This window comes from Geobacter sp. 60473 (assembly GCF_036323535.1).
In the GTDB taxonomy this organism is placed as follows: domain Bacteria; phylum Desulfobacterota; class Desulfuromonadia; order Geobacterales; family Geobacteraceae; genus Geobacter; species Geobacter sulfurreducens.
On sequence record NZ_AP028967.1, the window covers coordinates 3,375,892 to 3,398,754 of the forward strand.

Genomic DNA, 22,863 nt, shown 5'->3' on the forward strand with positions numbered 1-22,863 from the left:
GGCCGGCCATGCGTGATGCGCACGCCGGCACGCCAACGCAGGAGGTTCCCATGGCCAGGTCGAACATGGGCGCCGTGGCAGATTCACTGGCGCTTCTCATGATCAGGGTGCCGCTCGGCGCCATATTCATTGCCCACGGCTCCCAGAAGCTTCTCGGTGCCTTTGGAGGGCAGGGGCTCACCGCCACTTTCAGAATGTTCGAGGAAAAGCTGGGAATCCCGCCGATTTTCACGCTGCTGGCCATCATTGCCGAATTCGGGGGTGGTGTCGGCGTCCTCTGTGGTTTCCTCACCCGGCTGTCCGGCTTCGGCATCGCCTCGACCATGGCGGTCGCCATGTACAAGGTTCACTGGGCGAACGGCTTCTTCCTCAACGGCCCCCGGGGGAACGGCATCGAGTACAACCTCGCCCTGCTCGGCATGGCGCTGGCCCTCGTCTTTGCCGGAGGCGGGGCATGGTCCGTTGATCGCTATCTTTTCAAACGGTAACTTTTTGCCCTTGATTTCATAGTCGTTCCATCGGGGTCGAATGAGTGCCGGATTGGCCGCGACGACTGGGCATGGCCACAGACGTAACTGCGTCATGTGGAGGGTCGAGCGACGGAGGGGCGGACGACGGGCATGCAGGTGGTGCGCCTGCTAGAAAATCGAGTCCTTCAGTTCCCTGATGATCTCAACCTGGCGCTGAAAGATGTAGTGGGATATCCCCTTCTCGGTCCGGTTGTCGGGTTGGATCTCAATGATGCAGAGGTCTGTCTGTTGCGTGGTGATGACCCGCAGGACCTGGGCGGGCACCTCAAACGGGCCGCCGGGCAGATGCAGCGTGACCTTCCCCTTGGTGCCCGCATCGGGATGGGTGGGGATCGTGGCGGAGATGGCCACGCCTCCCAGGGAGATGTCGTTCAACAGGCCGGCCACGGTGAAGCCGTCCCCCGAGAAGCTTGCCTCGATCTTGTCCTTGACCTCCACCCGCACGAATTGACGGCGTTCCGACCTGATCACCGCATAGGCAAAGTTGGTGATGATGGCCGTGCACTTATCGATATTGATGTAGCTGACGGCCGCCAGCACGTCCTTGGGGAAATGGCTGCTCTTGAGAAACACCTGCTTTTCCAGTTGCATGACGATGGCCTGCTGCTGGTTTACCGTCAGCTCCACCGAGCCGCGCTCTACTGATGCCACCGTGGCGCCATAATTGACAGGGATCGAGCGGTAGTAGTTCAGGAGTCTCAGGTCGTTGGGCAGCTTGCCCGCGCCGATGGCTGTCAGTGTGTCCAGAATCTGCCGGTTGTCCTGGGGAAGATCGGCAACCGTAACCAACTGGTAGTAGTCGTGCATTACTCCATCCTTGAGCGAGGTGTCGCCCCCGGCGTTCTTTTGGTTGTAAACCGTCGGGGTGCTGGTGTATTATTGATTTCCAAGGCGAAGAGTAGCTTCTTCGCCTTTTCTTTGTCCAGATATTTTCAAGCCTTTCGGAGTATCACGCAATGAAGTACAACGAGCAGGAAGTCGATCGTCGGCGCACCTTTGCCATTGTCAGCCACCCGGACGCCGGTAAGACCACCATCACCGAAAAACTGCTGCTGTTCGGCGGCGCCATCCAGCAGGCGGGCGAGGTCCGTGCCCGCAAGGCGGCCCGTCATGCCACCTCGGACTGGATGGAGATGGAAAAGCAGCGCGGCATCTCCGTCACCTCGTCGGTCATGAAGTTCACCTACCGGGATTACGAGGTTAATCTGCTGGACACCCCCGGTCACAATGACTTTTCAGAGGACACCTATCGGGTCCTTACCGCCGTCGACTCGGCCCTGATGGTCATCGATTCGGTGAAGGGCGTTGAGAGCCAGACCATCAAGCTCCTGGATGTGTGTCGCCTGCGCCATACGCCGATCATGACCTTCATCAACAAGCTTGACCGTGAGGGTCGGGATCCTTTTGAGCTTATCGACGAAATCGAAAAAGTCTTGAGAATCCAGTGTGCCCCCATGACGTGGCCCATCGGCATGGGCAAGCGCTTCCGGGGCACCTATCACCTCTACACCAAAGAGCTCGTTATTTTTGATGCCGAGGCGGAGCGCGGAACCGGCGGCGTTATCTCCATGACCGGTCTCGACGACCCGCAGTTGGACGAACTCCTGGGCTCCCAGGCCGACGAGTTGCGTGCCGATGTGGAGCTGCTGGAAGGGGCCGCCCATCCCTTCGAGGAAGAGGCGTATCATGCCGGGCTCCAGACCCCGGTCTTCTTCGGTAGCGCCATCAATACATTCGGCGTGCAGCAGCTCCTCGACACCTTTGTGGATCATGCCCCGGCGCCGCTTCCCCGTGAGGCGGTCAGTCGCACCGTTTCCCCCTACGAGGAGCCCTTCACTGCCTTCGCCTTCAAGATCCAGGCGAATATGGACCCCGCCCACCGGGACCGGATCGCCTTTTTCCGGATATGTTCCGGCAAATTCACCCGGGGCATGAAGGTCCGCCACGTGCGGCTCGGCCGCGAGGTGTCCATCAACAATGCGACCATCTTCATGGCCCAGGACCGCACCCATGTGGACGAGGCGTTTCCCGGCGACATCATCGGCATTCACAACCACGGCACCATCAAGATCGGCGACACCTTCACCCTGGGGGAGGACCTCAAGTTCACGGGCATTCCCAACTTTGCCCCCGAACACTTCCGCAGGGTGCGTCTGCTGGATCCCCTGAAATCCAAGGCCCTGGAAAAGGGGCTGACCCAGTTGGCCGAAGAGGGAACCACCCAGGTCTTTCGCCCGCTCATGGGTGCCGACTGGGTTGTCGGAGCCGTCGGTCTTCTCCAGTTCGACGTGGTCATGCACCGGCTCGAGCACGAGTATAACGTGAAGGCAACCTATGAGCCGGTTTCCTACGTGACTGCCCGCTGGGTGACCGGGGAGAAGAAAAAAGTCGAGGAATTCCAGAAGAAGGAAGTGATGAGCTGTTACATCGACGGCGAGGGGGATCTGGCGTATCTGGCCGGCTCCCAGTGGCGCCTCGACAATACCATGGACAACTGGAAAGACCTCACCTTCCACGCCACCCGTGAACACAGCTGATTGCCGAAGCGCAACGTGTGCCGCGCATGGCTCATGATGTGACTGGCGTGACACAAAATACGGTGGGCACAGTTGACACATAGTATGTAATCCCTCTGTAACGACAGGTAGTTTCGCGTATACGCAAAACTGACGTATACGGGAATCCGCTTTGCACTCTTCCCGGGCAAGGGCGGAAGCGCGGCCACCGGCGGCGCCCCTCCCCATCCCGACACGGAGGATTGCACATGCGGTATCAGGCCAGCCCCCAGACCCGCCTTCTCCTCAAGTACATTCATACCTTCTCCGCCATGATGTGGATCGGCGGCGCCCAGGCCATCCTCATCCTTCTCTACAAGGACCACCTCGCCACTAACGGGGACGAGCTCTTCGCGGTCAACGATGCCATCCGATCCCTGGACAACTGGCTCATAGGCCCGGGAGTTGCCGGTTCGATCTTCTCGGGTGCACTCATGTCGCTCACGACCCACTGGGGATTTTTCCGTCACCGCTGGGTTTCGGTGAAGTGGGTGGTGACCGTGGTGGCCACCTTGTTCGGCATCGTGTTTCTCGGTCCCTGGCTCCAGGACCTCTCAGAGATTACCGGCCTCAACCGCTTGGCGGTTTTCGACAACCTCGCCTACGTCCAAACCTACCGGCTGGGCGTCATTTTCGGTGTTGCCCAGATGGTGGTGCTTCTCTTTCTGGTTCTCATCTCCATCTTCAAGCCGGAACTGGAGCCATGTTCCCCCGCCGCCCGCCAGCTGGAACGGCGGCTGGCCGTGCTGCTGCGGCCGGTTGTCGCCCCTTTCATGGGGCTTCAGGGGCAGATCTGTAACCTGCTCAGGCTCGAGCGCGACTGAACAACGCGTCCCACCGGCGGGACACAATTTCCGCCTCAGCCTCCCTCACCCCTTTCCAACCCCACAAATTGGTGCTATACACAAGCCAGACCCCGGTCCGTGCAGGGCCGGGGCCCGCTCGACGGGAACGGTCCGGCGTTGACACGGCGCGCCTGTCTATGTGCCCCAGGTATGCTACACTATGTACGAACATGATCGGAGCCCCCATGGACCCTCGGGAACTGAAAACCATCCTGCGTTCCTTCAAAGACGGCGCGCTCAGCGAGGATGAGATGCTGGAGCGGCTGCGGCATCTCCCCTACGAGGATGTGGGCGACGCTCTGGTGGACCACCACCGGGGGTTGCGCCAGGGCTTCCCCGAGGTGATTTTCGGGGCCGGCAAGAGCGCCGGTCAGGTGGAGCGGATCATGGCCTCTCTGGCCGCCAAGGGGAATAACATCCTGGTGACCCGCCTCGACGAGGCCAAGGCGTTGGCCGTGAAAGGGGCGTTCCCCTCTGCTGTCTGGCACGCCGATGCCCGCTGCCTAACCCTGGAGCAGCGCCCGATCGAGAAGCGGGGGCTCGGTACGGTGCTCGTTCTCTCGGCCGGCACCTCCGACCTGCCGGTGGCCGCTGAGGCCCTTGTCACCCTCCGGATGCTCGGCAACGAGGCTTCCCATCTCTACGATGTGGGAGTGGCGGGCATCCATCGGCTGCTGGCACGGCGTGATGAGCTCTTCTCCGCACGCGTGCTCATTGTGGTGGCCGGCATGGAGGGTGCGCTCCCCTCTGTGGTGGGGGGGCTCGTGGACCGTCCTGTCATTGCCGTTCCCACGTCGGTTGGGTACGGGGCCTCCTTCGGCGGCATCGCCGCGCTGCTTGGCATGCTCAACTCCTGCGCCGCCGGCGTGACCGTGGTGAATATCGACAACGGGTTCGGTGCCGCCGTTGCCGCGAGCAAAATCAACAGAGAATGAGGTCCGTTTGAAGATACTTTATTTCGACTGCTTTGCCGGCATTGCCGGCGACATGACCGTGGCGGCGCTCCTTGACCTGGGAGTTCCCTTCGAGGTGGTGCGCGATGCCGTGGGGTGTCTCCGTCTGCCCCATTCGAGCTACTCCCTTGCCACGGAGCGGACGAGCCGCAAAGGGATCGTCGCCACCCGCTTCGTTGTGCATGTGGAAGAGCACCAGCCCCATCGGCACTACGGCGACATTGCCGCCATGATCGAAGAGAGCCCCCTTGCCGACAGCATCAAAGAGAAGGCCCAGCGGATATTCTTCCGCCTGGCCGAGGCCGAGGCCAAGGTCCATGGCGTTGAGCTGGGACAGGTTCATTTTCACGAGGTTGGAGCGGTGGATTCCATCGCCGACATCGTTGGCGCCGCCGCAGCCATCGACTGGCTCGGGATCGAGGCCATCCACGGGGGAGCCCTGCCCCTGGGGAGCGGTTTCGTGGAAACGGCCCATGGACGCCTGCCGGTGCCGGCGCCCGCCACGGCGGAACTCCTGCGAGGCCTCCCCGTTCATGGCGAGGCGGGTCCCGGCGAACGGGTCACGCCCACCGGGGCGGCCATTCTGGCGGCGCTGGCCGCAGGATTCGGCCCGATTCCGCCCATGACCGTCACCGGCGTCGGCAACGGAGCCGGAACCCGTGACTTCGCCGACATTCCCAACATACTGCGCGTCTTCAAGGGAGAGATTGACAGAGGGCTCGAACGGGATGACGTAGTGGTCATCGAGACCCACATCGACGACACGAGCCCGGAGATACTGGGGTACGTCATGGAGCGATGCCTTGCCGCCGGCGCCCTGGATGCGGCCTTTTCCCCCCTCCAGATGAAGAAGAACCGGCCCGCGGTCAGGCTTACGGTGGTGGTTCATCCCGAACAGCGGGACGAACTTGCGGCGCTTGTCCTGCGGGAAACTTCAGCCATCGGGGTGCGGTTCCATCCGGCAGGGCGGCTGAAGCTTCGGCGCCAGGTGGAGGAGCGGGATACGACCCTCGGCAGGGTGCGGGTGAAGGTTATCAATGGGGACGGGGTGGCGCGGGTGGCGCCCGAGTACGATGAATGCTGCCGCATCGCCGCCGAGCGGGGCATGCCGCTCATGGAGGTTTACCGGATCGTTGAGCGGGAGTGCGGGCAGTGACCCGGCGATTCGTGGTTGTTGCCGCCACCTGGTTCGGCACGGGACTGTCGCCTGTTGCCCCCGGGACGGTGGGCACCCTCGGCGCCATCCCCCTCTACCTGGCGCTGGCGCGGCTGCCTCTCTGGCTCTATCTTGCCACCCTCGTGCCGTTCTTCTTCCTGTCGTCCTGGGTGGCGGGTCGCGCCCAGGAAGAGTTTGGCCAGAAGGACCCCGGCAAGGTGGTCATTGACGAGGTAATCGGCTATCTCATTACCATGGCCGGGGTGACCGCCGACTGGCGGAGTATCCTGGCCGGCTTTCTCCTCTTTCGCTTTTTCGACGTGGTGAAGGTCTGGCCCGCCCGCTATTTCGACCGACGGATGAAAAACGGCTACGGCGTGGTGCTGGACGACGTGGCGGCCGGACTCTATGCCTGCGCCGCCCTCCATCTGCTGCTGGGGTACTTGTGAAGATCGCAACCCTTTCCATCGGCGACGAGCTCCTGCGGGGCGAAGTGGTGGACACCAATGCCGCGCGCATCGCCGCACGCCTGGCGGACGTGGGGCTTGCCGTGGGCAGGCACCTGACCGTGGGCGATGACGAGGGGGAGATCGAGGTGGCCCTCGGCACGCTTGCGGCGGGCCATGATGCCGTCATCGTTACGGGGGGGCTCGGTCCCACGGACGACGATGTCACGGCCCGGGCCGCGGCCCGGGCAACGGGGCGCCGCCTCGTCCTGAACGAGGAGGCTCTTGGCCGGTTGCGGGACTTCTTCTCCCGGCGGGGGCGCGAGTTGTATCCCGCCAACGAGCGCCAGTGCCTCCTGCCGGCCAAGGCAGGGCTTATCCCGAACGCCCTCGGCACGGCGTGCGGGTTTCACCTGCTGCACGGGGAATGTCTTCTGATCTTTCTCCCCGGCGTCCCGGCCGAGATGGCCAGGATGCTTGAAGAGTCGGTGGTGCCCCTGGTCCTTGACCGGCGGAGGGGGGTGGAGGTCACCCGAACGGCGGTACTGACGCTGTTCGGCCTCTCCGAGGCGGAAATCGGCGACCGGCTGAGCGGCCTGGAGCGCTCCCGCGAGGGGCTCGGCATCGCTTACTGCGTCGATTTTCCGGTGGTGCAGGTGAAACTGCGGGCCACCGCCCGAAGCGAGGAGGAGGCTGCGGAGATCATTGCCGGTGGGCTGCCCCTGGTGCGTGAGCGCTTGGGCGATGTGGTCGTGGCCGAGGGGGGCGACACCATCGATACGGCGGTTGCCCGCCTGTTTCGCGAAAAAGGGCTCACCCTCGCCCTGGCCGAGTCGTGCACCGGCGGGCTCATCGCCAAGCGGATCACCGACGTGGCCGGCAGTTCCGCCTACTTTTTCATGGGGCTGGTCACCTATGCCAATGAGGCCAAGGAGCGGCTCCTGGGCGTTCCGGCCGCGCTTCTGGCGGAAAAAGGAGCCGTGAGCGCCGATGTCGCCCGTGCCATGGCCAGGGGGGCCCGCCACGTGGCCGGCAGCGACCTGGCCCTGGCCGTTACCGGCATCGCCGGCCCCGATGGGGGGAGCGACGACAAGCCGGTCGGCACGGTCTACCTGGCCCTGGCCGACAGGGCGGGCTGCTCGGTCAAGGCGTACCGCTTCGTCGGCGAGCGGGACGCCATCCGGACCGTCACGGCCGTCACGGCCCTGGACTGGCTGAGGAGGCGCCTCCTCACCGCCTGAATCGAAGCCGCTGTCCTTTTTCTCCCGTAGCGGGAAAGCTCGTCATGTCCGTACGCAACGACAGGGTGTATCTGATAGTTGTCAGTGTTTCGGCGCTCCTGGTGCTTGGCGTGCTCGCGGCGTCCTTTGTCGTCTACCGTCGCCACGATTTTCCCCTCCTCGACTTTCTTGCCCTGGTTCTTTTCCTGCTCGTTTCCTGCATCGTTTTCATGGTGGTCAGCTACCGCAAGACACGCAGCGTCAATGAGCTGGCCCACCTGCACGAGCTCATGCAGTACCAGAGGGAACTGGACAAGATCGCACGGCGCTACCGGAGCCTTCTGGAAGGGGCCGGCAATGCGGTCTTCGTCTTCAATGCCGACACCGGGCTCCTGGTGGAGGTGAACCGCCGGGGCACCGAACTTTTGGGGTACAGCAAGGAGGAAATGGTCACTCTCAAGGGGAAGGACCTGGTGCCCGAGGAGGACCAGGAGAAGTTTTCCCTGCTGGTATTGAGGGTGGTGCGGCGCGGAAGGGGGCGGGCCGACGGAATCGCGTTCCGCCGCCGGGGAGGGGATCGTTTCCTGGGAGAGGTGGAAGCCCGCCTCATCGATCTGGGCGACGAGAAGGTGGTCCATGCCACGATCAGGGATATCACATTCAAACACCGGGCCGAGCGGGAGATGCGCCAGCGCAACCGGGAGCTCACCTCCCTGGTGAACATCATCACCAGAGCCAACCAGGAGATGGAACTGGAGACCGTCCTCGACGTGACCCTGCGGGAAACGATCGAGGTCTTCGGCGTAGACGGCGGCGGCATCCATCTGCGTGAACGGGACGGCAGCCTGCGCCCGGCAGCCACCTGTTCCGTTCCGGACCGGCTCAGGGAGGCGCTCGATGCCGGAGCCGACGGCGGATTGCTTGGCAGGGTTGCCGCCACGCGCGGCCCCTTCGCCTTGGACGATCTGGCCATGGAAGGGGGCATGGCGGGGCTCTCGGATGAGTCGGCAGGCTGGAAGGGGTTCGCGGCGGTCCCGCTGTTCGCCAAGAACCGGGTCACCGGCGTCATGTACCTGTTGAACCGGCAGATTCGCTCCTTCACCGACGAAGAGCTCAAGCTGTTCTTTTCCATTGCCGGCCAGATGGGGATCATCATCGAAAACGCCCGCCTCTTCAATGAGCTCAAGTGGAAGAGCGATGAGCTCATGGGGTCATTCCGTCTGCTGGAGAAAAGCAGTCACGAGCTTGCCCTTTCCCAGCACCGGCTCCGCACCAACCTGACTCTCGTGGAACGTGCCAATCAGGAGCTGGAGCGGATCGACCGGATGAAAAACAACTTCCTCGGCATGATTTCCCACGAGTTTCGCACCCCCCTTACCAGCGTCATCAGCGGCACCGATTTTCTGCGATCCTCGTCAAGCCTTGCCGGCGACCCCGATAGCCGGCAGGTCCTCGACATGATCCACGAGGGGGGAGAGCGCCTTTTCGAGATCGTCAACGATATCCTCAAGGTTGCCCGGCTTGAGGCCAAGTCGGCCACCGTGACCCGGCGTGCCCTCCACATCTCCCAGGTGTTCAGCCAGGTGGTGGCGAAGCTTGAACCGCTGCTGGCGGAGCGGAGCCTGCGAATCGTCTTCAACAACCTGGAGGGACTCCCCCACTGTATCGGCGACCAGGAGTGCTTCGAGGAGATCTTCTCGGAACTGCTGGAAAACTCGGTCAAGTTCACCCCGGATGGAGGGACGGTCATCATCTCGGCACGGGTGGTCGACCGGCGGGCCCTGGCCCCGAAGCGGGAGATCCTGGCGCGCTTCAATGCCGATTTCCCGAGCCAGATCGGGGATCGCTGCTATCTGGAGGTGGCGGTCCGCGACAACGGCATCGGGGTCAGCCACGACGAGCAGGTGAAGATATTCGACAAATTCTACGAAATTGGCGATATCCGTCACCACTCCAGCGGCAAGTTCAAGTTCCAGGGAAAGGGGACGGGGCTTGGACTGGCCATCGTCAAGGGGATGGTGGAGGCCCATGGGGGCATGGTCTGGGTCGAGAGCCCGGGGGTTGATCCGGAGGCCCGCTTCGGCAGCGCGTTTCTGGTTCTCCTTCCCCTTGAGGAGAGTCTGCGGACGCCGGTCATCCCTCTGGCCGCCCCCCGGGATCCCCTGGCGGGAGACATCCCCGGAGAGGGAGCGTGACACCCTTTCGAAACGGGCAGGATCTGCCGGAAAGATACCCTTGAAAAGACCGAAAGATCTGTGTTATTTCTGATCAACTGACCGATACGAAACGTGGCGCCGGCCGCCGTCGGCACCGCCCAGGAGGCGATTGTGACCCAAGAACGCGAAAAGGCGATAGAGCTTGCGCTCAGCCAGATAGAAAAGCAGTTCGGCAAGGGGGCGATCATGCGCCTCGGGGCAGATGAGGCCCTCCCCGATGTGGCCGCCATCCCCACCGGCTCCCTCTCCCTTGATCTGGCCCTCGGCGTTGGCGGCGTCCCCCGCGGGCGGATCATCGAGATCTACGGACCCGAGTCGTCGGGCAAGACCACGCTCGCCCTGCATATCGCGGCCGAGGCCCAGAAAATGGGCGGCATCGCCGCGTTCGTCGATGCCGAGCACGCCCTTGACATCGGCTATGCCCGCAAGCTCGGCGTCAAGACGGACGACCTGCTCGTCTCCCAGCCCGACACCGGGGAGCAGGCCCTGGAAATCGCCGAGATGCTCGTCAGGAGCGGCGCCGTGGACGTTCTCGTCATCGACTCGGTGGCGGCCCTGGTCCCCAAGGCCGAGATCGAAGGGGAAATGGGCGACTCCCACATGGGGCTCCAGGCCCGGCTCATGTCCCAGGCCCTGCGCAAGCTCACCGGCATCATCTCCAAGTCCAATTGCTGCGTCATCTTCATCAACCAGATCCGGATGAAGATCGGCGTCATGTTCGGCAACCCCGAAACCACCACCGGCGGCAACGCCCTCAAGTTCTACGCCTCGGTACGCCTCGATATCCGCAAGATCGCATCCCTCAAGCAAGGGCAGGACGTCATCGGCTCCCGCACCAAGGTAAAGGTGGTCAAGAACAAGGTCGCCCCCCCCTTCAAGGAGGTGGAGTTCGACATCTACTACGGTGAGGGCATTTCCCGCGAGGGCGACATCCTCGACCTGGCCGTGGAGAAGGGGATCGTGGACAAGAGCGGCGCCTGGTTCTCCTACGGCGGTGACCGGATCGGCCAGGGGCGCGAAAACTCCCGCCTCTTTCTCAAAGAGCGGCCCGAGTTGGTGGACGAGATCGAAGGGAAGGTTTACGATGTGGCCGGCATTCCCCGCAAAGGGGCAAAGGAAGCGGCATAGCCCATGGAACTGAACGACATCCTCACCGTCGCGGTTCGCGCCAAGGCGTCCGACGTCCACATCAAAACGGGTCTCCCGCCCGTCGTGCGGATCGACGGGCGCCTGCGGCCGATCCCGAATGCGCCGCGGCTGGCCCCTGACCAGGTGCGCGCCATGGCGCTCGCCATCATGAACGATCGGCAGAAGCGTCTTTTCGAAGAGCACTTCGAATGCGACACCGCCTACGGCGTGCCGGGCCTGGGCCGCTTCCGGGTGAGCGTATACTCCCAGCGCGGCACGGTGGCAATGGTGTTTCGCTTCATTCCCTTCGGCATCCCCTCCATGGAGAACCTGACCCTGCCGCCGGTCATAAAAAAGCTGGCCATGGAAGAGCGGGGCCTCATTCTCGTCACGGGCACCACGGGGAGCGGCAAGTCCACCACCCTGGCCGCCATGATCGACTACATCAACGAGCACCGGACCTGCAACATCATTACCGTTGAAGACCCGGTGGAATTCCTCCATCGCGACAAGAAGAGCATCCTCTCCCAGCGGGAGGTGGGGTTCGACACCGTCTCCTTCGCCACTGCCCTCAAGGGTGCCCTCCGCCAGGACCCGGACGTGATCCTGGTCGGCGAGATGCGCGACCTGGAGACCATCGAGACTGCCATGCACGCGGCCGAGACCGGTCACCTGGTCATGTCGACCCTCCACACCCTGGATGCCACCGAGACCATCAACCGGATCATCTCGGTCTTCCCTCCCTATCACCAGCGCCAGGTCAGGATCCAGCTCGCCGGCGTGATCAAGGGCGTCGTCTCCCAGCGCCTGGTCCCCCGCGCCGACGGCAAGGGCCGGGTACCGGCAGTCGAGATCATGATCGGCACCGCCCGGATCAAGGAATACATCGACGACAAGGACAAGACGAAACTCCTCCCCGAAGCCATTGCCCAGGGCTATACCTCGTACGGGATGCAGACCTTCGACCAGTCCCTGATGCTGCTCTACACCCAGAAGCTCATCACCTACGAGGAGGCGCTCCGCCAGTCGTCCAACCCCGACGACTTCGCCCTCAAGGTGTCCGGCATCTCGTCCACCTCCGACAGCACGTGGGACGACTTCGTCCATGACGAGGCTCCCCCTGCGGAGGGAGAGGGCTCCGTCGAGGGCATCGAGAAGTTCTAGGCCGGTGGCCCGCGAGGTTGATTCAAGCATGCATTCCCGACCGGAGCGGCGGCGTGACCCGTTGTCCACCGCCCTCGACATCCTTTCGCGTCGGGACCACAGCGAAGCCGAACTTGCTCGCAAGCTGAGGTCCAGGGGGGTCGACGCGGGGGAGATCGACCGCATCGTCGCACGTCTCAGGGAATTCGGCTACCTGGATGACCGCCGCGTTGCCTGCCGCTTGGCGGAGTCTGCCCTGGCTCAGGGGAAGATGGTGGGAGCGCGGCTCCGGGTCGAGTTGCGCCGCCGGGGGATTCCGCCGGAACTGGCCGAAGAGGCCCTGGCCCAGGCGGCGGCCGGTTGCGACGAGCGGGCCTTGGTCGGAGACCTGCTGGCCCGGAAATTTCCCGGCTTCGATCCGGCTGTGGCGGACCCTCGCGAAAAGCGGCGGGTGGTGGGCTGGTTCCAGCGTCGCGGGTTCGGGCTCAGTGCCATTCTTGAAGCGCTCCGGTGTCCCGTCGATGAATGACGGAACGGCACCGTACGAAGAGATTGACCATACAATATTACAATGATCATGCAGATACAGAGGACCCGATGACCGGAAAAGAGATACGCGCCCGATTTCTCAAGTTCTTCGCCGACCGGGGGCATGCCGTCGTGCCCAGCTCCCCCCTCATTCCCCACAATGACCCCACGCTCCTGTTCGCCAATGCCGGCATGAACCAGTTCAAGGACTGCTTCCTGGGCCTGGAGAAGCGTGATTACGTCAGGGCCTGCTCCTCCCAGAAGTGCGTCCGGGCAGGCGGCAAGCACAACGACCTGGAGAACGTGGGGCGCACTGCCCGACACCATACCTTCTTCGAGATGCTTGGCAACTTCTCCTTTGGCGACTATTTCAAGAAAGAGGCCATCGCCTTTGCCTGGGAATTCCTCACCAAAGACCTGGGCCTCGATAAAGACCGCCTCTACGTGACGGTTTATACGGACGACGACGAGGCCGCCGACATCTGGCACCTGCAGGAGGGGGTTCCCCGGGAGCGGATCTACCGCTTCGGCGAGAAGGACAACTTCTGGGCCATGGGCGATACCGGGCCCTGCGGCCCTTGCAGCGAGATTTTCTGGGACAACGGTCCCGAGGTCGGCTGCGGCAGCCCCGACTGCGCCGTTGGGTGCGACTGCGACCGGTACATGGAGATCTGGAACAACGTCTTCATGCAGTTCAACCGCTCCGCAGACGGGGTGCTCACCCCTCTGCCCAAGCCCTCCGTCGATACCGGCATGGGGCTTGAGCGGATATCCACGGTCATGCAGGGGGTGAAGTCCAACTACGACACCGACCTGTTCCAGGGGATCATCGGGCACGTGGAAAAGCTCTCGGGCAAGCGCTACCGGCACAGCGAGAAAGACGACGTCTCCATGCGGGTCATGGCGGACCACGTCCGGGCCACCACCTTCCTGATCTGCGACGGCGTCCTCCCCTCCAACGAGGGACGGGGCTACGTGCTGCGCCGGATCATGCGCCGGGCCGCCCGGCACGCGAAGATGCTCGGTTTTGCCGAACCGGTCATCTGCCGGATGGTGGAGGCCGTCAGCGCCATGATGGGCGATGCCTACCCGGAGCTCCTGGAGCGGGAGGAATACATCAGGAAGGTGATCCGGGCCGAGGAGGAGCGCTTTGCCGAAACCCTCGACCGGGGACTCGCCATCCTCAACGAGGCCGTGGCGGATCTCAAGAACGAAGGGCGCACGGTCATCCCCGGCGAGACCCTGTTCCGGCTCTACGACACCTTCGGCTTTCCCACGGATCTCACCGCTGACATCGTACGGAGCGAAGGGTTCACCATCGATGAAGACGGTTTCGAAGCCTGCATGGAGCGACAGCGGGAGCAGGCCCGGGAGCACTGGAAGGGCTCCGGCGAGGAGGGGATCGCCGAGGTCCACAAGACCCTCCATTCCCGGGGCGTCCGGAGCCGTTTCACGGGCTACGAAGCCCGCACCGCCTACTCTCCGGTGACGGTCCTCCTCAAGGGAGGGGCCGAGGTGGCCGAGGCCACGGCCGGCGACCGGGTGGAGATCATCACCGACGCCACTCCCTTCTACGGCGAGTCGGGCGGCCAGGTGGGGGACACCGGAACCATCTCCACGGGCAGCGCCCACGTGGAGGTTACGGAAACGCTTCGTCCTTTCTCGGATCTCATCGTCCACCGGGGGACCGTGGTCGAGGGCACCATCAGGCAGGGCGACGCCTGCGATCTGAAGGTCGCGCCGGGCCGCGACGCCACCGCCCGCAACCATACCGCAACCCACCTCCTTCAGTCGGCGTTGCGCCAGGTGCTGGGAGACCATGTGAAGCAGTCGGGCTCCCTGGTTGGGCCGGACCGCCTTCGCTTCGACTTCACCCATTTCGCGGCCATGACACCCGAAGAGACCCGGCGGGTCGAGGAGATCGTCAACTCCTGCATCATGGCCAACGACGACGTCCATGCCCGGGAAATGGCCCTGGACGAGGCCATGGAGATCGGCGCCACCGCCCTGTTCGGCGAAAAATACGGGGACACTGTCCGGGTGGTCAGGGTGGGCGAGGTGAGCATGGAGCTGTGCGGCGGCACCCATGTCCACGCCGCCGGCGACATCGGTTTCTTCAAGATCCTCTCCGAGGCGGGAATCGCCGCGGGGGTCCGCCGCATCGAGGCCCTGACCGGCATGGGCGCCCTGCGTCACGTGCAGGAGCTGGAGGACGAGCGGAAAGAGGTCGCCGCCCTGATCAAGGCCGAGGGGGGCGACAACGTGGAGCGCCTCCAGCGGCTGCTGGCGCGCCAGAAGGAGATGCAGCGGGAAATCGAGACCCTGGAGTCGCGCCTCAACGCCGCCCGCTCAGCGGACCTGCTGGCGGATGTCCGGGAGGTGAACGGCGTCAAGGTCCTCGCCACCCTGGCCGAGGTGGACGATCCGAAGAAACTCCGGGAACTGGCCGACACCCTCAAGGACCGGCTCGGCTCCGGGGTGGTGGCCCTCGGGTGCGTCAAGGAAGGAAAGGCGAATCTTCTGGTGGCGGTGACCAAGGATCTGACCGGCCGCGTCAAGGCCGGCGACCTGATCCGTCAGCTTGCCCCCATTATCGGCGGTAGCGGAGGAGGGAAACCTGAGCTGGCCCAGGCGGGCGGAACCCTGCCGGACAAGCTCGGCGAGGCCCTCGGCAAGGTGTGTGAACTCGTCCCCTGACCGGGGAAACGGCAGGAACACCATGGATATCGTGACCAAGATGCAGTCCGAGCGCGGTCTCAAGTCGATTCTCGTCGTGGATGACGAATCGGTGATCCGCGACCTGTGCGCCAAGGCCCTCAAGGGGTACCGGGTCCTTCAGGCCGGCGACGGCGAAGAGGCCCTGCGCCTGTTCGAGCGGGGGGGGATCGACGTTATCCTCACCGACGTAATGATGCCGAAGCTGAACGGCATCGAGCTCCTGCGGCGCCTCAAGGAGATGGAACCGACGCTCGTGGTCATCGTCATGACCGGCTACGCCGAGAAGGACATCATCCTCAATGCCCTCAAGGCGGACGCCGACGACTTCATCACCAAACCCCTGAACCTCCTGCAGCTCAAGACGGCAGTGGACCGCGCCCTGGACAAGAAGGTTCTCAAGGAGGAGATCGCCAACCTCAAGAGCATGGACCGGCTCAAGAGCAACTTTCTGTCGCTCATCTCCCACAAGTTCCGGACGCCGCTCACCGCCATCTCGCTCTTTCTCCAGAATCTCGCGTGCGGCGTCTATGACCCCGACGACCCTGAATCCCGCAGGAATCTGGAGCTTATCTTCGGCCAGTCCCGCTATCTGGAAAGCCTGGTGAGTGAACTCCTCGCCTTCAGTCGCTTCATGGACGCCGAGGCGGGCCTCCAACCCGAGCCGTGCCTGCTGCAGGACCTGGTTCCCAAGCTCGTCACGTCGTCCCGCGAGGCGGTCGCTAAGTCCGGCATCGTCACCACCTTCGACCTGGCCCCGCTGCCTCCAATCTCCCTGGACCGTGAGAAGATTGCCTTCGCCATAGGCCAGATCATCGACAACGCCTACAAGTTTTCCCGGGAAAGAGGCAAGATCACCATCACTCTGAGGGAGTCGGGCGACGAGTACCTGTTGGCCGTCGAGGACACGGGCGTGGGTATTCCCCGCGACGAAATCCCCAAGATATTCGAGAAGTTCTACCAGGTGGACCCCGAAGGCACCGGCCAGATCCGCGGTTTCGGCCTCGGTCTCTTCTACGCACGTGAGTTCGTCAAGCTCCACGATGGCACCATCTCCATCGAGAGCGAAGCCGGCGCAGGAACCCGGGTCACCATTGCCCTCCCCCGCGCAGCCGCCTGAGACCGGCGTCATCCGCCCGGCTACGCGCGCTGTGAGCCGCCTTTCACGGTTGATTATTTCCCCCGTTCTGCTATAGTTACACCTTTCTTGCGACCGTCCCCGCCCCTATCCCACCGCCCGGGAGGCCATTCCGGATGCAGCATCTCATCGACAAGGCAAATACCCTCATGGAGGCGCTGCCGTATATCAGGCGCTTCTCCGGCAAGACCATTGTCATCAAGTACGGCGGCCACGCCATGGCGGACGAGGCCCTGAAGGAATCCTTCGCCCTCGACGTCATCATGCTGAAGTCCCTCGGGATCAACCCCGTCGTGGTCCACGGCGGCGGCCCCCAGATCAACGAGACTCTCAAGCGGTACGGCATCGTCTCCGAATTCGTGAAGGGGATGCGGGTCACCGACGCCGCCACCATGCAGGTGGTGGAAATGGTCCTCACCGGCCAGGTGAACAAAGAGGTGGTGGGGTACCTGAACCAGCACGGCGGCAGGGCCGTGGGGCTCTCGGGCAAGGACGGCAATCTCCTCCTCTGCCGCAAGCTTCTCCAGGAGATCAGGCAGGATGACGGCACCGTGGAGCCGGTGGACATCGGCTTCGTGGGCGACGTGGTCAAGGTGAACCAGGAGCTGATCCAGACCCTGGAGCACGGCAAGTTCATCCCGGTCATCGCCCCGGTGGGGGTGGGCGAGCAGGGAGAGAGCTACAACGTGAACGCCGACCTGGTGGCCGGCCGGGTTGCCGGAGCCCTGCGGGCCGAGAAGCTGATCCTGCTCACCGACGTGGCAGGGGTGAAGGACAAGGCGGGGGACCTCCTCTCCAGCATCCACCTCGACACGGTGCCCGACCTCATCGACGGCGGCGTCATCACCGGCGGCATGATTCCCAAGGTCACCTGCTGCGTCGATGCCATCCAGGAGGGGGTCAGAAAGGCCTCCATCATTGACGGCCGGGTGCTGCACGCGGTTCTGCTGGAGATCTTCACCGACGTCGGCGTCGGCACCGAGATCCACCGATGACGGCCTCTCCCGGCAGGAAGCCCCGGTCAGAGGCATGAAACGGACAGGCGCGGCCCAGGCCGCCCATGAGGATCGCTGATATGAATACCACCCAATGGATTGCAAAGGCTGACAAATACATCATGAAGACCTACGGCCGGTACCCCCTGGTGCCGGTGCGGGGGGAAGGGTGCCGGGTCTGGGACGCGGACGGGAAGGAGTATCTCGACTTCCTTGCCGGCGTGGCCGTGAACAACCTGGGGCACTGCCACCCGAAGGTGGTTGAGGCTCTGCGCACGCAGGCCGCCGAGATGATCCACTGTTCCAACTACTACCACATCCCGAACCAGATCGAGCTGGCCGAGCTGCTCTGCGCCCACTCTTTCGCGGACAAGGTCTTTTTCTGCAACAGCGGCGCCGAGGCCAACGAGGCCGCCATCAAGCTGGCCCGCAAGCATGCCCGGGAGAAGACCGGCGACGCCGAACGCTATGGCATCATCACGGCGCTGGCTTCCTTCCACGGTCGGACCATGGCCACCATCTCCGCCACGGGCCAGGAAAAGGTCCAGAAATTCTTCGACCCGCTCCTCCATGGCTTTACCTATGTTCCCTTCGACGATGCCGCGGCCCTGGAGGCGGCGGTTACCCCCAAGACCTGCGCGGTGATGCTGGAGCCGATCCAGGGGGAGGGGGGCGTGGTCGTCCCCTCCGCCGACTACTTCCGGAAGGTCAGGGAGATCTGCGATCGCCACGGCCTGCTCCTCATCTTCGACGAAGTTCAGGTGGGGATCGGGCGGACCGGCAAGCTCTTCGCCCATGAACACTTTGACGTGACCCCCGACATCATGACCCTGGCCAAGGCCCTTGCCGGCGGCGCCCCCATCGGCGCCATGCTGGCTCGGGACGAGATCGCCGCGTCCTTTTCACCCGGCACCCACGGCTCAACCTTCGGGGGCAATCCCCTGGTCACCGCCGCGGGTTTGGCAGCCGTCCGGGCCGTGTTGGAGGAGGGGCTCCTGAACCGGGCCGAGGAGATGGGCGAATACCTGGTGGGGGAGCTGGAGCGGCTCAAGGGAAAATACGACATCATCACCGACGTGCGGGGCATCGGTCTCATGGTCGGCATGGAACTGTCGGTGCCGGCCGGCGACATTGTGCTCAAGGGGCTGGAGCGGGGCGTGCTCCTGAACGTCGCCCAGGACCGGGTGCTCCGGTTCGTCCCTCCCCTGGTGGTGACCAAGCAGGAAGTGAATGACATGATCGCCGTCCTTGACGGGATCCTGGAGGAAATGACGAAATGACCCGGCACTTTCTGGCCCTCAACCAGTTCACGAAAGAGGAGCTCGACGGACTCTTCACCCTCACCCGGGAGCTGAAGGACAAGCAGAAGCAGGGCGTTCCCCACCGGCTGTTGGAGGGGAAGAGCGTGGCCCTCATCTTCGAGAAATCGTCCACCCGGACCCGCGTCTCCTTCGAGGTGGGAGTCGCCCAACTGGGAGCCCATCCCCTGTTCATCTCCTCGGCCACGTCCCAGATGGGGCGGGGCGAACCCATCAAGGACACGGCCCGTGTCATGGCCCGCTACTGTGACGGCGTCATGATCCGCACCTACGGCCAGGAGATCGTTGAGGAGTTCGCCCGCTACTCGTCGGTGCCGGTCATCAACGGCCTCACCGACCTGTTTCATCCTTGCCAGATCATGGCCGACCTCTTCACGGTCATCGAATACAAGGGGGGCTATCAGGGGCTGAAATTCGCCTGGGTCGGCGACGGCAACAATATGGCCAACACTTGGATCGAAGCGGCCGCCATCCTTGGCTTCGACCTGGCCCTGGCCTGCCCCACCGGGTACGAGCCCGACCGTCAGGTCTGGGACTGGGCCCAGAAACGGGCCACGTCCTCCATCACCATCACCGAGGATCCTGAGGAGGCCGTGCGCGACGCCGACGTCGTTAACACCGATGTCTGGGCCAGCATGGGGCAGGAGCAGGAGCAGAAGGAGCGTGAGGCGGCGTTCCAGGGCTACTGCCTCGACGACGCCCTGGTTGCCTTGGCCCGGCCCGACTGCATGGTCCTCCACTGCCTCCCGGCCCACCGGGGCGAGGAGATCACCGACAGCGTCATCGAAGGTCCCCGCTCCGCTGTCTGGGACGAGGCCGAGAACCGGCTCCACATTCAGAAAGCCATCATGGCTTCATTGATGAAGTAACCCGATTTCATTCCGATCAAAAGGAGATACTCATGGCCAAAGCGCACAAAGACGTCAAGAAGATCGTCCTTGCCTATTCGGGCGGACTGGACACATCCATCATCCTCAAGTGGCTCAAGAACGAGTATGGCTGCGAGGTCGTCGCCTTCTCCGCCGACCTGGGCCAGGGCGACGAGCTGGCGCCGATCCGGGACAAGGCCATCGCCACAGGCGCTGACAAGGTCTACATCGACGATTTGAAGGAAGAGTTCGTCAGGGATTTCGTGTTCCCCATGTTCCGCGCCAACGCCATCTATGAGGGGCACTACCTCCTGGGCACCTCCATTGCCCGGCCTCTCATCGCCAAGCGCCAGATGGAGATCGCGAAGATCGAGGGGGCAGACGCCGTTTCCCACGGCGCCACCGGCAAGGGGAACGACCAGGTCCGCTTCGAGCTGGCCTACTACCACTTTGACCCGGCCATCACCGTGGTTGCCCCCTGGCGCGAGTGGAAGCTCAACAGCCGCCAGGCCCTGGTGAACTACGCCAGGAAGAACGGGATCCCGATCCCGGTCACCAAGAAGCGTCCCTGGTCCTCGGACCGCAACCTCCTCCACATCTCCTTCGAGGGCGGCATCCTGGAGGATACCTGGGCCGAGCCCCCCGAGAACATGTACGTGCTGACCAAGGCGCCGGAAAAGGCCCCCAACAAGCCCCAGTTCGTGGAGATCGAATTCAAAAACGGCAATGCCGTGGCCGTTGACGGCGAGAAGATGAGCCCGGCCCAGCTCCTGGCTCACCTGAACTACATCGGCGGCGAGCACGGTATCGGCCGGGTCGATCTCCTGGAGAACCGCTCCGTGGGCATGAAGTCCCGGGGCGTGTACGAGACCCCCGGCGGCACCATCCTGCGCGAGGCCCACTCGGCGGTGGAGCAGATCACCATGGACCGCGAGGTCATGCGGATCCGCGACTCCCTCATCCCCGAGTACGCCCGCCAGGTCTATGCCGGCTACTGGTTCTCGCCGGAGCGGGAGATGCTCCAGACCCTGATCGACGATTCCCAGAAGTGCGTGAACGGCGTGGCCCGGGTGAAACTCTACAAGGGGCACTGCCGTACCGTGGGGCGCAAGTCCGAGACCAACTCTCTCTTCAACCTGGACTTCGCCACCTTCGAAAAGGATCAGGTCTTCAACCAGGCCGACGCCACCGGCTTCATCAAGATCAACTCCCTGCGGCTGCGGATCAGGTCGCTCATGCAGGGGAAGAAGTAGAAAACGCGCCTTTTCCGCACGCTCTGCGTTGCCCTGCGAAACTGCTTGTGCGGCGTACGTTCAGTATGCCTCCGCACCGTTTCGTGAGTGCCTTGACCGTGCGAAACATTCGCGTTTTCAGAAAGATCAAAAGGGACACGGTCCGCCGTGTCCCTTCGTCTATCCCATGGCCGACAAGACATTCAAGAAAGACCACATCGTCACCTCTGTCGTGGCCGTCATCGTGGATGATGACGGTCAGGTGCTCCTCACCAAGCGGAACGTGACCCCCTTCAAGGGGGAATGGGTCATGCCCGGTGGGAAGATCGACCTGGGTGAGCCGATCGTCGCGGCCCTCCAGCGGGAGGTTATGGAAGAGGTGGGGCTCCAGGTAGAGGTGGAAGACCTCATCGACGTGTTCGAGCACGTGACCCCAGGCGAGGACAACTACCACTTCATCATCCTCTACTACCTCTGCCACCCCATCTATTGTGACATCGACCACAACCGCGACGAGGTGGAGGAGGCCCGCTGGGTCCCCCGCGGAGAGCTGGCGGGCTACAAAATGCCCGAAGGGACCCGCTTCATCCTCGGCAAGGTATTTCCGGAGCTCTGCAGCTGCGAGACGTGACAAGGTTCCCATGGTCCAGATCATCGACAAGAAGGTGAATCTCGAATATCCCCTGGGGCACCACCTCCACTGCATGATCGCCCAGGTGCCGAACCACCTGCGGGGGGCGGAGAAGGGATTCGCCATCGAGGAGCCCGACCGCCAGTGGGAGCGGGTCCGGTCGATCCTCGACCTGGTGGCGGCCGGCGAGGGGAACCTGAAGAAGCTCCACTTCCTCATGTTTCCCGAGACCCACGTCCCGGTCGGCCGGTTCGACGAGATGCTGACCGCGATCAGCGGCACCTTCCGCCCCAACACCGTCACCATGTTCGGGGTGGAGCACGTGAGCCTCAAGGCCTACCGGGAGATGCTGGAGCGGTTCCGGGAGGACAACGCCGAGGCCATCGAGCTGGTGGACCGGGACATCGATTCGGGCGATGTGCTGGAGATGCCGGTCAACTGGTGCTGCATTGCGGTGAAGGAGGCCACGGGGAAACTGCGTGTCTTCCTGGAGGCCAAGAGCCACCCCTTCCACGGGGAGGAATTCCTGGACAAGTTCCACGATCTCTACCGCGGGCGCCACTTCTACCTCTTCCGGAGCCGCCCCTCCTGCTTCAACTTCATGGTTCTGATCTGTCTGGACTACCTTTACCGGGACCTGTACAGCTCCAACATCAAGCAGATCATTGACCACGCCAACCAGCTCTACTTCTCCACCCGGCAGACCCTGGACACCATCTTCGTGGTCCAGTGCAACCCCAAGCCCGAGCACCGGGCCTACCGGGACGTGCTCGCCGGGTTCTACGGCGAGTACCTGGAGGACACGCCCGGCGTGCGGGAAACGGTAACGGTCTTCGGCAATACCTCAGAGGAGACCCGGATTGAGGATGTCCCCGGCGGGCACGCCTTCGGCACCTCCTCCGTGGTCATCAACAGCAGCCACCGCCTGGCGCGGGTGCAGCTCTCGGAGTTCGCCACCGACGATTTCGACGGCGCTCCGATTTGCCGGCTTCGCTTCGGGACCGGGACCCGTCTCTACTACTTCAATCTTCCGCTCCACCACGAGATCGATCCGCGCACCACGCGGGTTCCCCTCAAGGTCCACACGATCATGCGCCCGTCCCGGGACGGCGGCTGGGTCAAGATCAGCGGGGATGAGCTGGTGGCGGGGTTCGAGATCGCGCAGGACGCATAACGGTCGAAACGTAGGGGCGAATCTTGTATTCGCGCGACAATAAAGGCATGCCGGGCGATCACAAGGATCG

20 protein-coding genes are annotated in these 22,863 nt (G+C 63.5%); 19 read left to right on the forward strand and 1 reads right to left on the reverse strand.

The features are described 5' to 3' along the window. Positions 1-50 precede the first annotated feature (50 nt). Entirely contained in the window at positions 51-488 is a 438-nt protein-coding gene (locus AABA48_RS15330; protein ID WP_286351170.1) for a DoxX family protein, read from the forward strand. Between the two features lie 150 nt (positions 489-638). Here the strand turns inward: AABA48_RS15330 and AABA48_RS15335 are convergent, their stop codons facing one another. Then, the gene (locus AABA48_RS15335; RefSeq protein ID WP_286351171.1) at positions 639-1,337 is read right to left on the reverse strand and encodes a PilZ domain-containing protein; all 699 of its coding nucleotides are present in this window, start codon (positions 1,335-1,337) and stop codon (positions 639-641) included. Positions 1,338-1,486: 149 nt separating this feature from the next. On the opposite strand from AABA48_RS15335, the gene AABA48_RS15340 reads away from it, so the two are divergent. From AABA48_RS15340 to AABA48_RS15425, 18 genes are all read left to right on the forward strand, one after another. Next, positions 1,487-3,067, forward strand: a complete 1,581-nt coding sequence (locus tag AABA48_RS15340; RefSeq protein WP_286351172.1) for a peptide chain release factor 3 — start codon at positions 1,487-1,489, stop codon at positions 3,065-3,067. Positions 3,068-3,294: 227 nt separating this feature from the next. Further along, positions 3,295-3,909: a DUF2269 family protein gene (locus tag AABA48_RS15345; RefSeq protein ID WP_286351173.1), complete on the forward strand. Its 615-nt coding sequence runs from the start codon at positions 3,295-3,297 to the stop codon at positions 3,907-3,909. A gap of 206 nt (positions 3,910-4,115) precedes the next feature. Continuing rightward, positions 4,116-4,865: a nickel pincer cofactor biosynthesis protein LarB gene (gene larB, locus AABA48_RS15350; RefSeq protein ID WP_286351174.1), complete on the forward strand. Its 750-nt coding sequence runs from the start codon at positions 4,116-4,118 to the stop codon at positions 4,863-4,865. Positions 4,866-4,872: 7 nt separating this feature from the next. Next, positions 4,873-6,039 carry a nickel pincer cofactor biosynthesis protein LarC gene (gene larC, locus AABA48_RS15355; protein ID WP_286351175.1) on the forward strand — a complete coding sequence of 389 codons (1,167 nt, stop codon included), beginning with the start codon at positions 4,873-4,875 and terminating at the stop codon, positions 6,037-6,039. Continuing rightward, positions 6,036-6,488, forward strand: coding sequence for a phosphatidylglycerophosphatase A family protein (locus AABA48_RS15360; RefSeq protein WP_286351176.1), 453 nt, complete (start codon positions 6,036-6,038; stop codon positions 6,486-6,488). The genes larC and AABA48_RS15360 overlap by 4 nt, the downstream gene beginning before the upstream one ends. After that, positions 6,485-7,726: a competence/damage-inducible protein A gene (locus tag AABA48_RS15365; protein WP_286351177.1), complete on the forward strand. Its 1,242-nt coding sequence runs from the start codon at positions 6,485-6,487 to the stop codon at positions 7,724-7,726. The genes AABA48_RS15360 and AABA48_RS15365 overlap by 4 nt, the downstream gene beginning before the upstream one ends. Before the next feature lie 44 nt (positions 7,727-7,770). After that, the gene (locus tag AABA48_RS15370) at positions 7,771-9,900 is read left to right on the forward strand and encodes a sensor histidine kinase (protein WP_286351178.1); all 2,130 of its coding nucleotides are present in this window, start codon (positions 7,771-7,773) and stop codon (positions 9,898-9,900) included. A gap of 132 nt (positions 9,901-10,032) precedes the next feature. Beyond that, a complete protein-coding gene (recA, locus tag AABA48_RS15375) occupies positions 10,033-11,049 on the forward strand; it encodes a recombinase RecA (protein WP_119331462.1) in 1,017 nt (338 codons plus the stop codon). 3 nt (positions 11,050-11,052) lie between these two features. Next, a complete protein-coding gene (locus tag AABA48_RS15380; RefSeq protein ID WP_010940822.1) occupies positions 11,053-12,213 on the forward strand; it encodes a type IV pilus twitching motility protein PilT in 1,161 nt (386 codons plus the stop codon). Between the two features lie 28 nt (positions 12,214-12,241). Next, complete coding sequence (locus AABA48_RS15385) at positions 12,242-12,721, forward strand: regulatory protein RecX (RefSeq protein WP_286351179.1); 480 nt, start codon at positions 12,242-12,244, stop codon at positions 12,719-12,721. Positions 12,722-12,789: 68 nt separating this feature from the next. Further along, positions 12,790-15,417 carry an alanine--tRNA ligase gene (gene alaS, locus AABA48_RS15390; protein WP_338270702.1) on the forward strand — a complete coding sequence of 876 codons (2,628 nt, stop codon included), beginning with the start codon at positions 12,790-12,792 and terminating at the stop codon, positions 15,415-15,417. A 22-nt stretch (positions 15,418-15,439) separates the two neighbouring features. Next, positions 15,440-16,555, forward strand: a complete 1,116-nt coding sequence (locus tag AABA48_RS15395; protein ID WP_338270703.1) for a hybrid sensor histidine kinase/response regulator — start codon at positions 15,440-15,442, stop codon at positions 16,553-16,555. A gap of 134 nt (positions 16,556-16,689) precedes the next feature. Continuing rightward, complete coding sequence (gene argB / locus AABA48_RS15400) at positions 16,690-17,568, forward strand: acetylglutamate kinase (protein WP_286351182.1); 879 nt, start codon at positions 16,690-16,692, stop codon at positions 17,566-17,568. A gap of 80 nt (positions 17,569-17,648) precedes the next feature. Next, the gene (locus AABA48_RS15405) at positions 17,649-18,848 is read left to right on the forward strand and encodes an acetylornithine transaminase (protein ID WP_286351183.1); all 1,200 of its coding nucleotides are present in this window, start codon (positions 17,649-17,651) and stop codon (positions 18,846-18,848) included. Next, positions 18,845-19,756 (forward strand): ornithine carbamoyltransferase, encoded by a 912-nt coding sequence (argF, locus tag AABA48_RS15410; RefSeq protein WP_286351184.1) that lies wholly within the window; start codon positions 18,845-18,847, stop codon positions 19,754-19,756. Before AABA48_RS15405 ends, argF begins: the two co-directional genes overlap by 4 nt. Positions 19,757-19,788: 32 nt before the next feature. Beyond that, positions 19,789-21,009 carry an argininosuccinate synthase gene (locus AABA48_RS15415; RefSeq protein WP_338270704.1) on the forward strand — a complete coding sequence of 407 codons (1,221 nt, stop codon included), beginning with the start codon at positions 19,789-19,791 and terminating at the stop codon, positions 21,007-21,009. Between the two features lie 166 nt (positions 21,010-21,175). Beyond that, entirely contained in the window at positions 21,176-21,619 is a 444-nt protein-coding gene (locus tag AABA48_RS15420) for an NUDIX domain-containing protein (RefSeq protein ID WP_010940830.1), read from the forward strand. Positions 21,620-21,629: 10 nt separating this feature from the next. Then, on the forward strand, positions 21,630-22,793 hold the full coding sequence (locus tag AABA48_RS15425) for a hypothetical protein (protein WP_014551239.1): 1,164 nt from the start codon (positions 21,630-21,632) through the stop codon (positions 22,791-22,793). Positions 22,794-22,863: the final 70 nt, after the last annotated feature.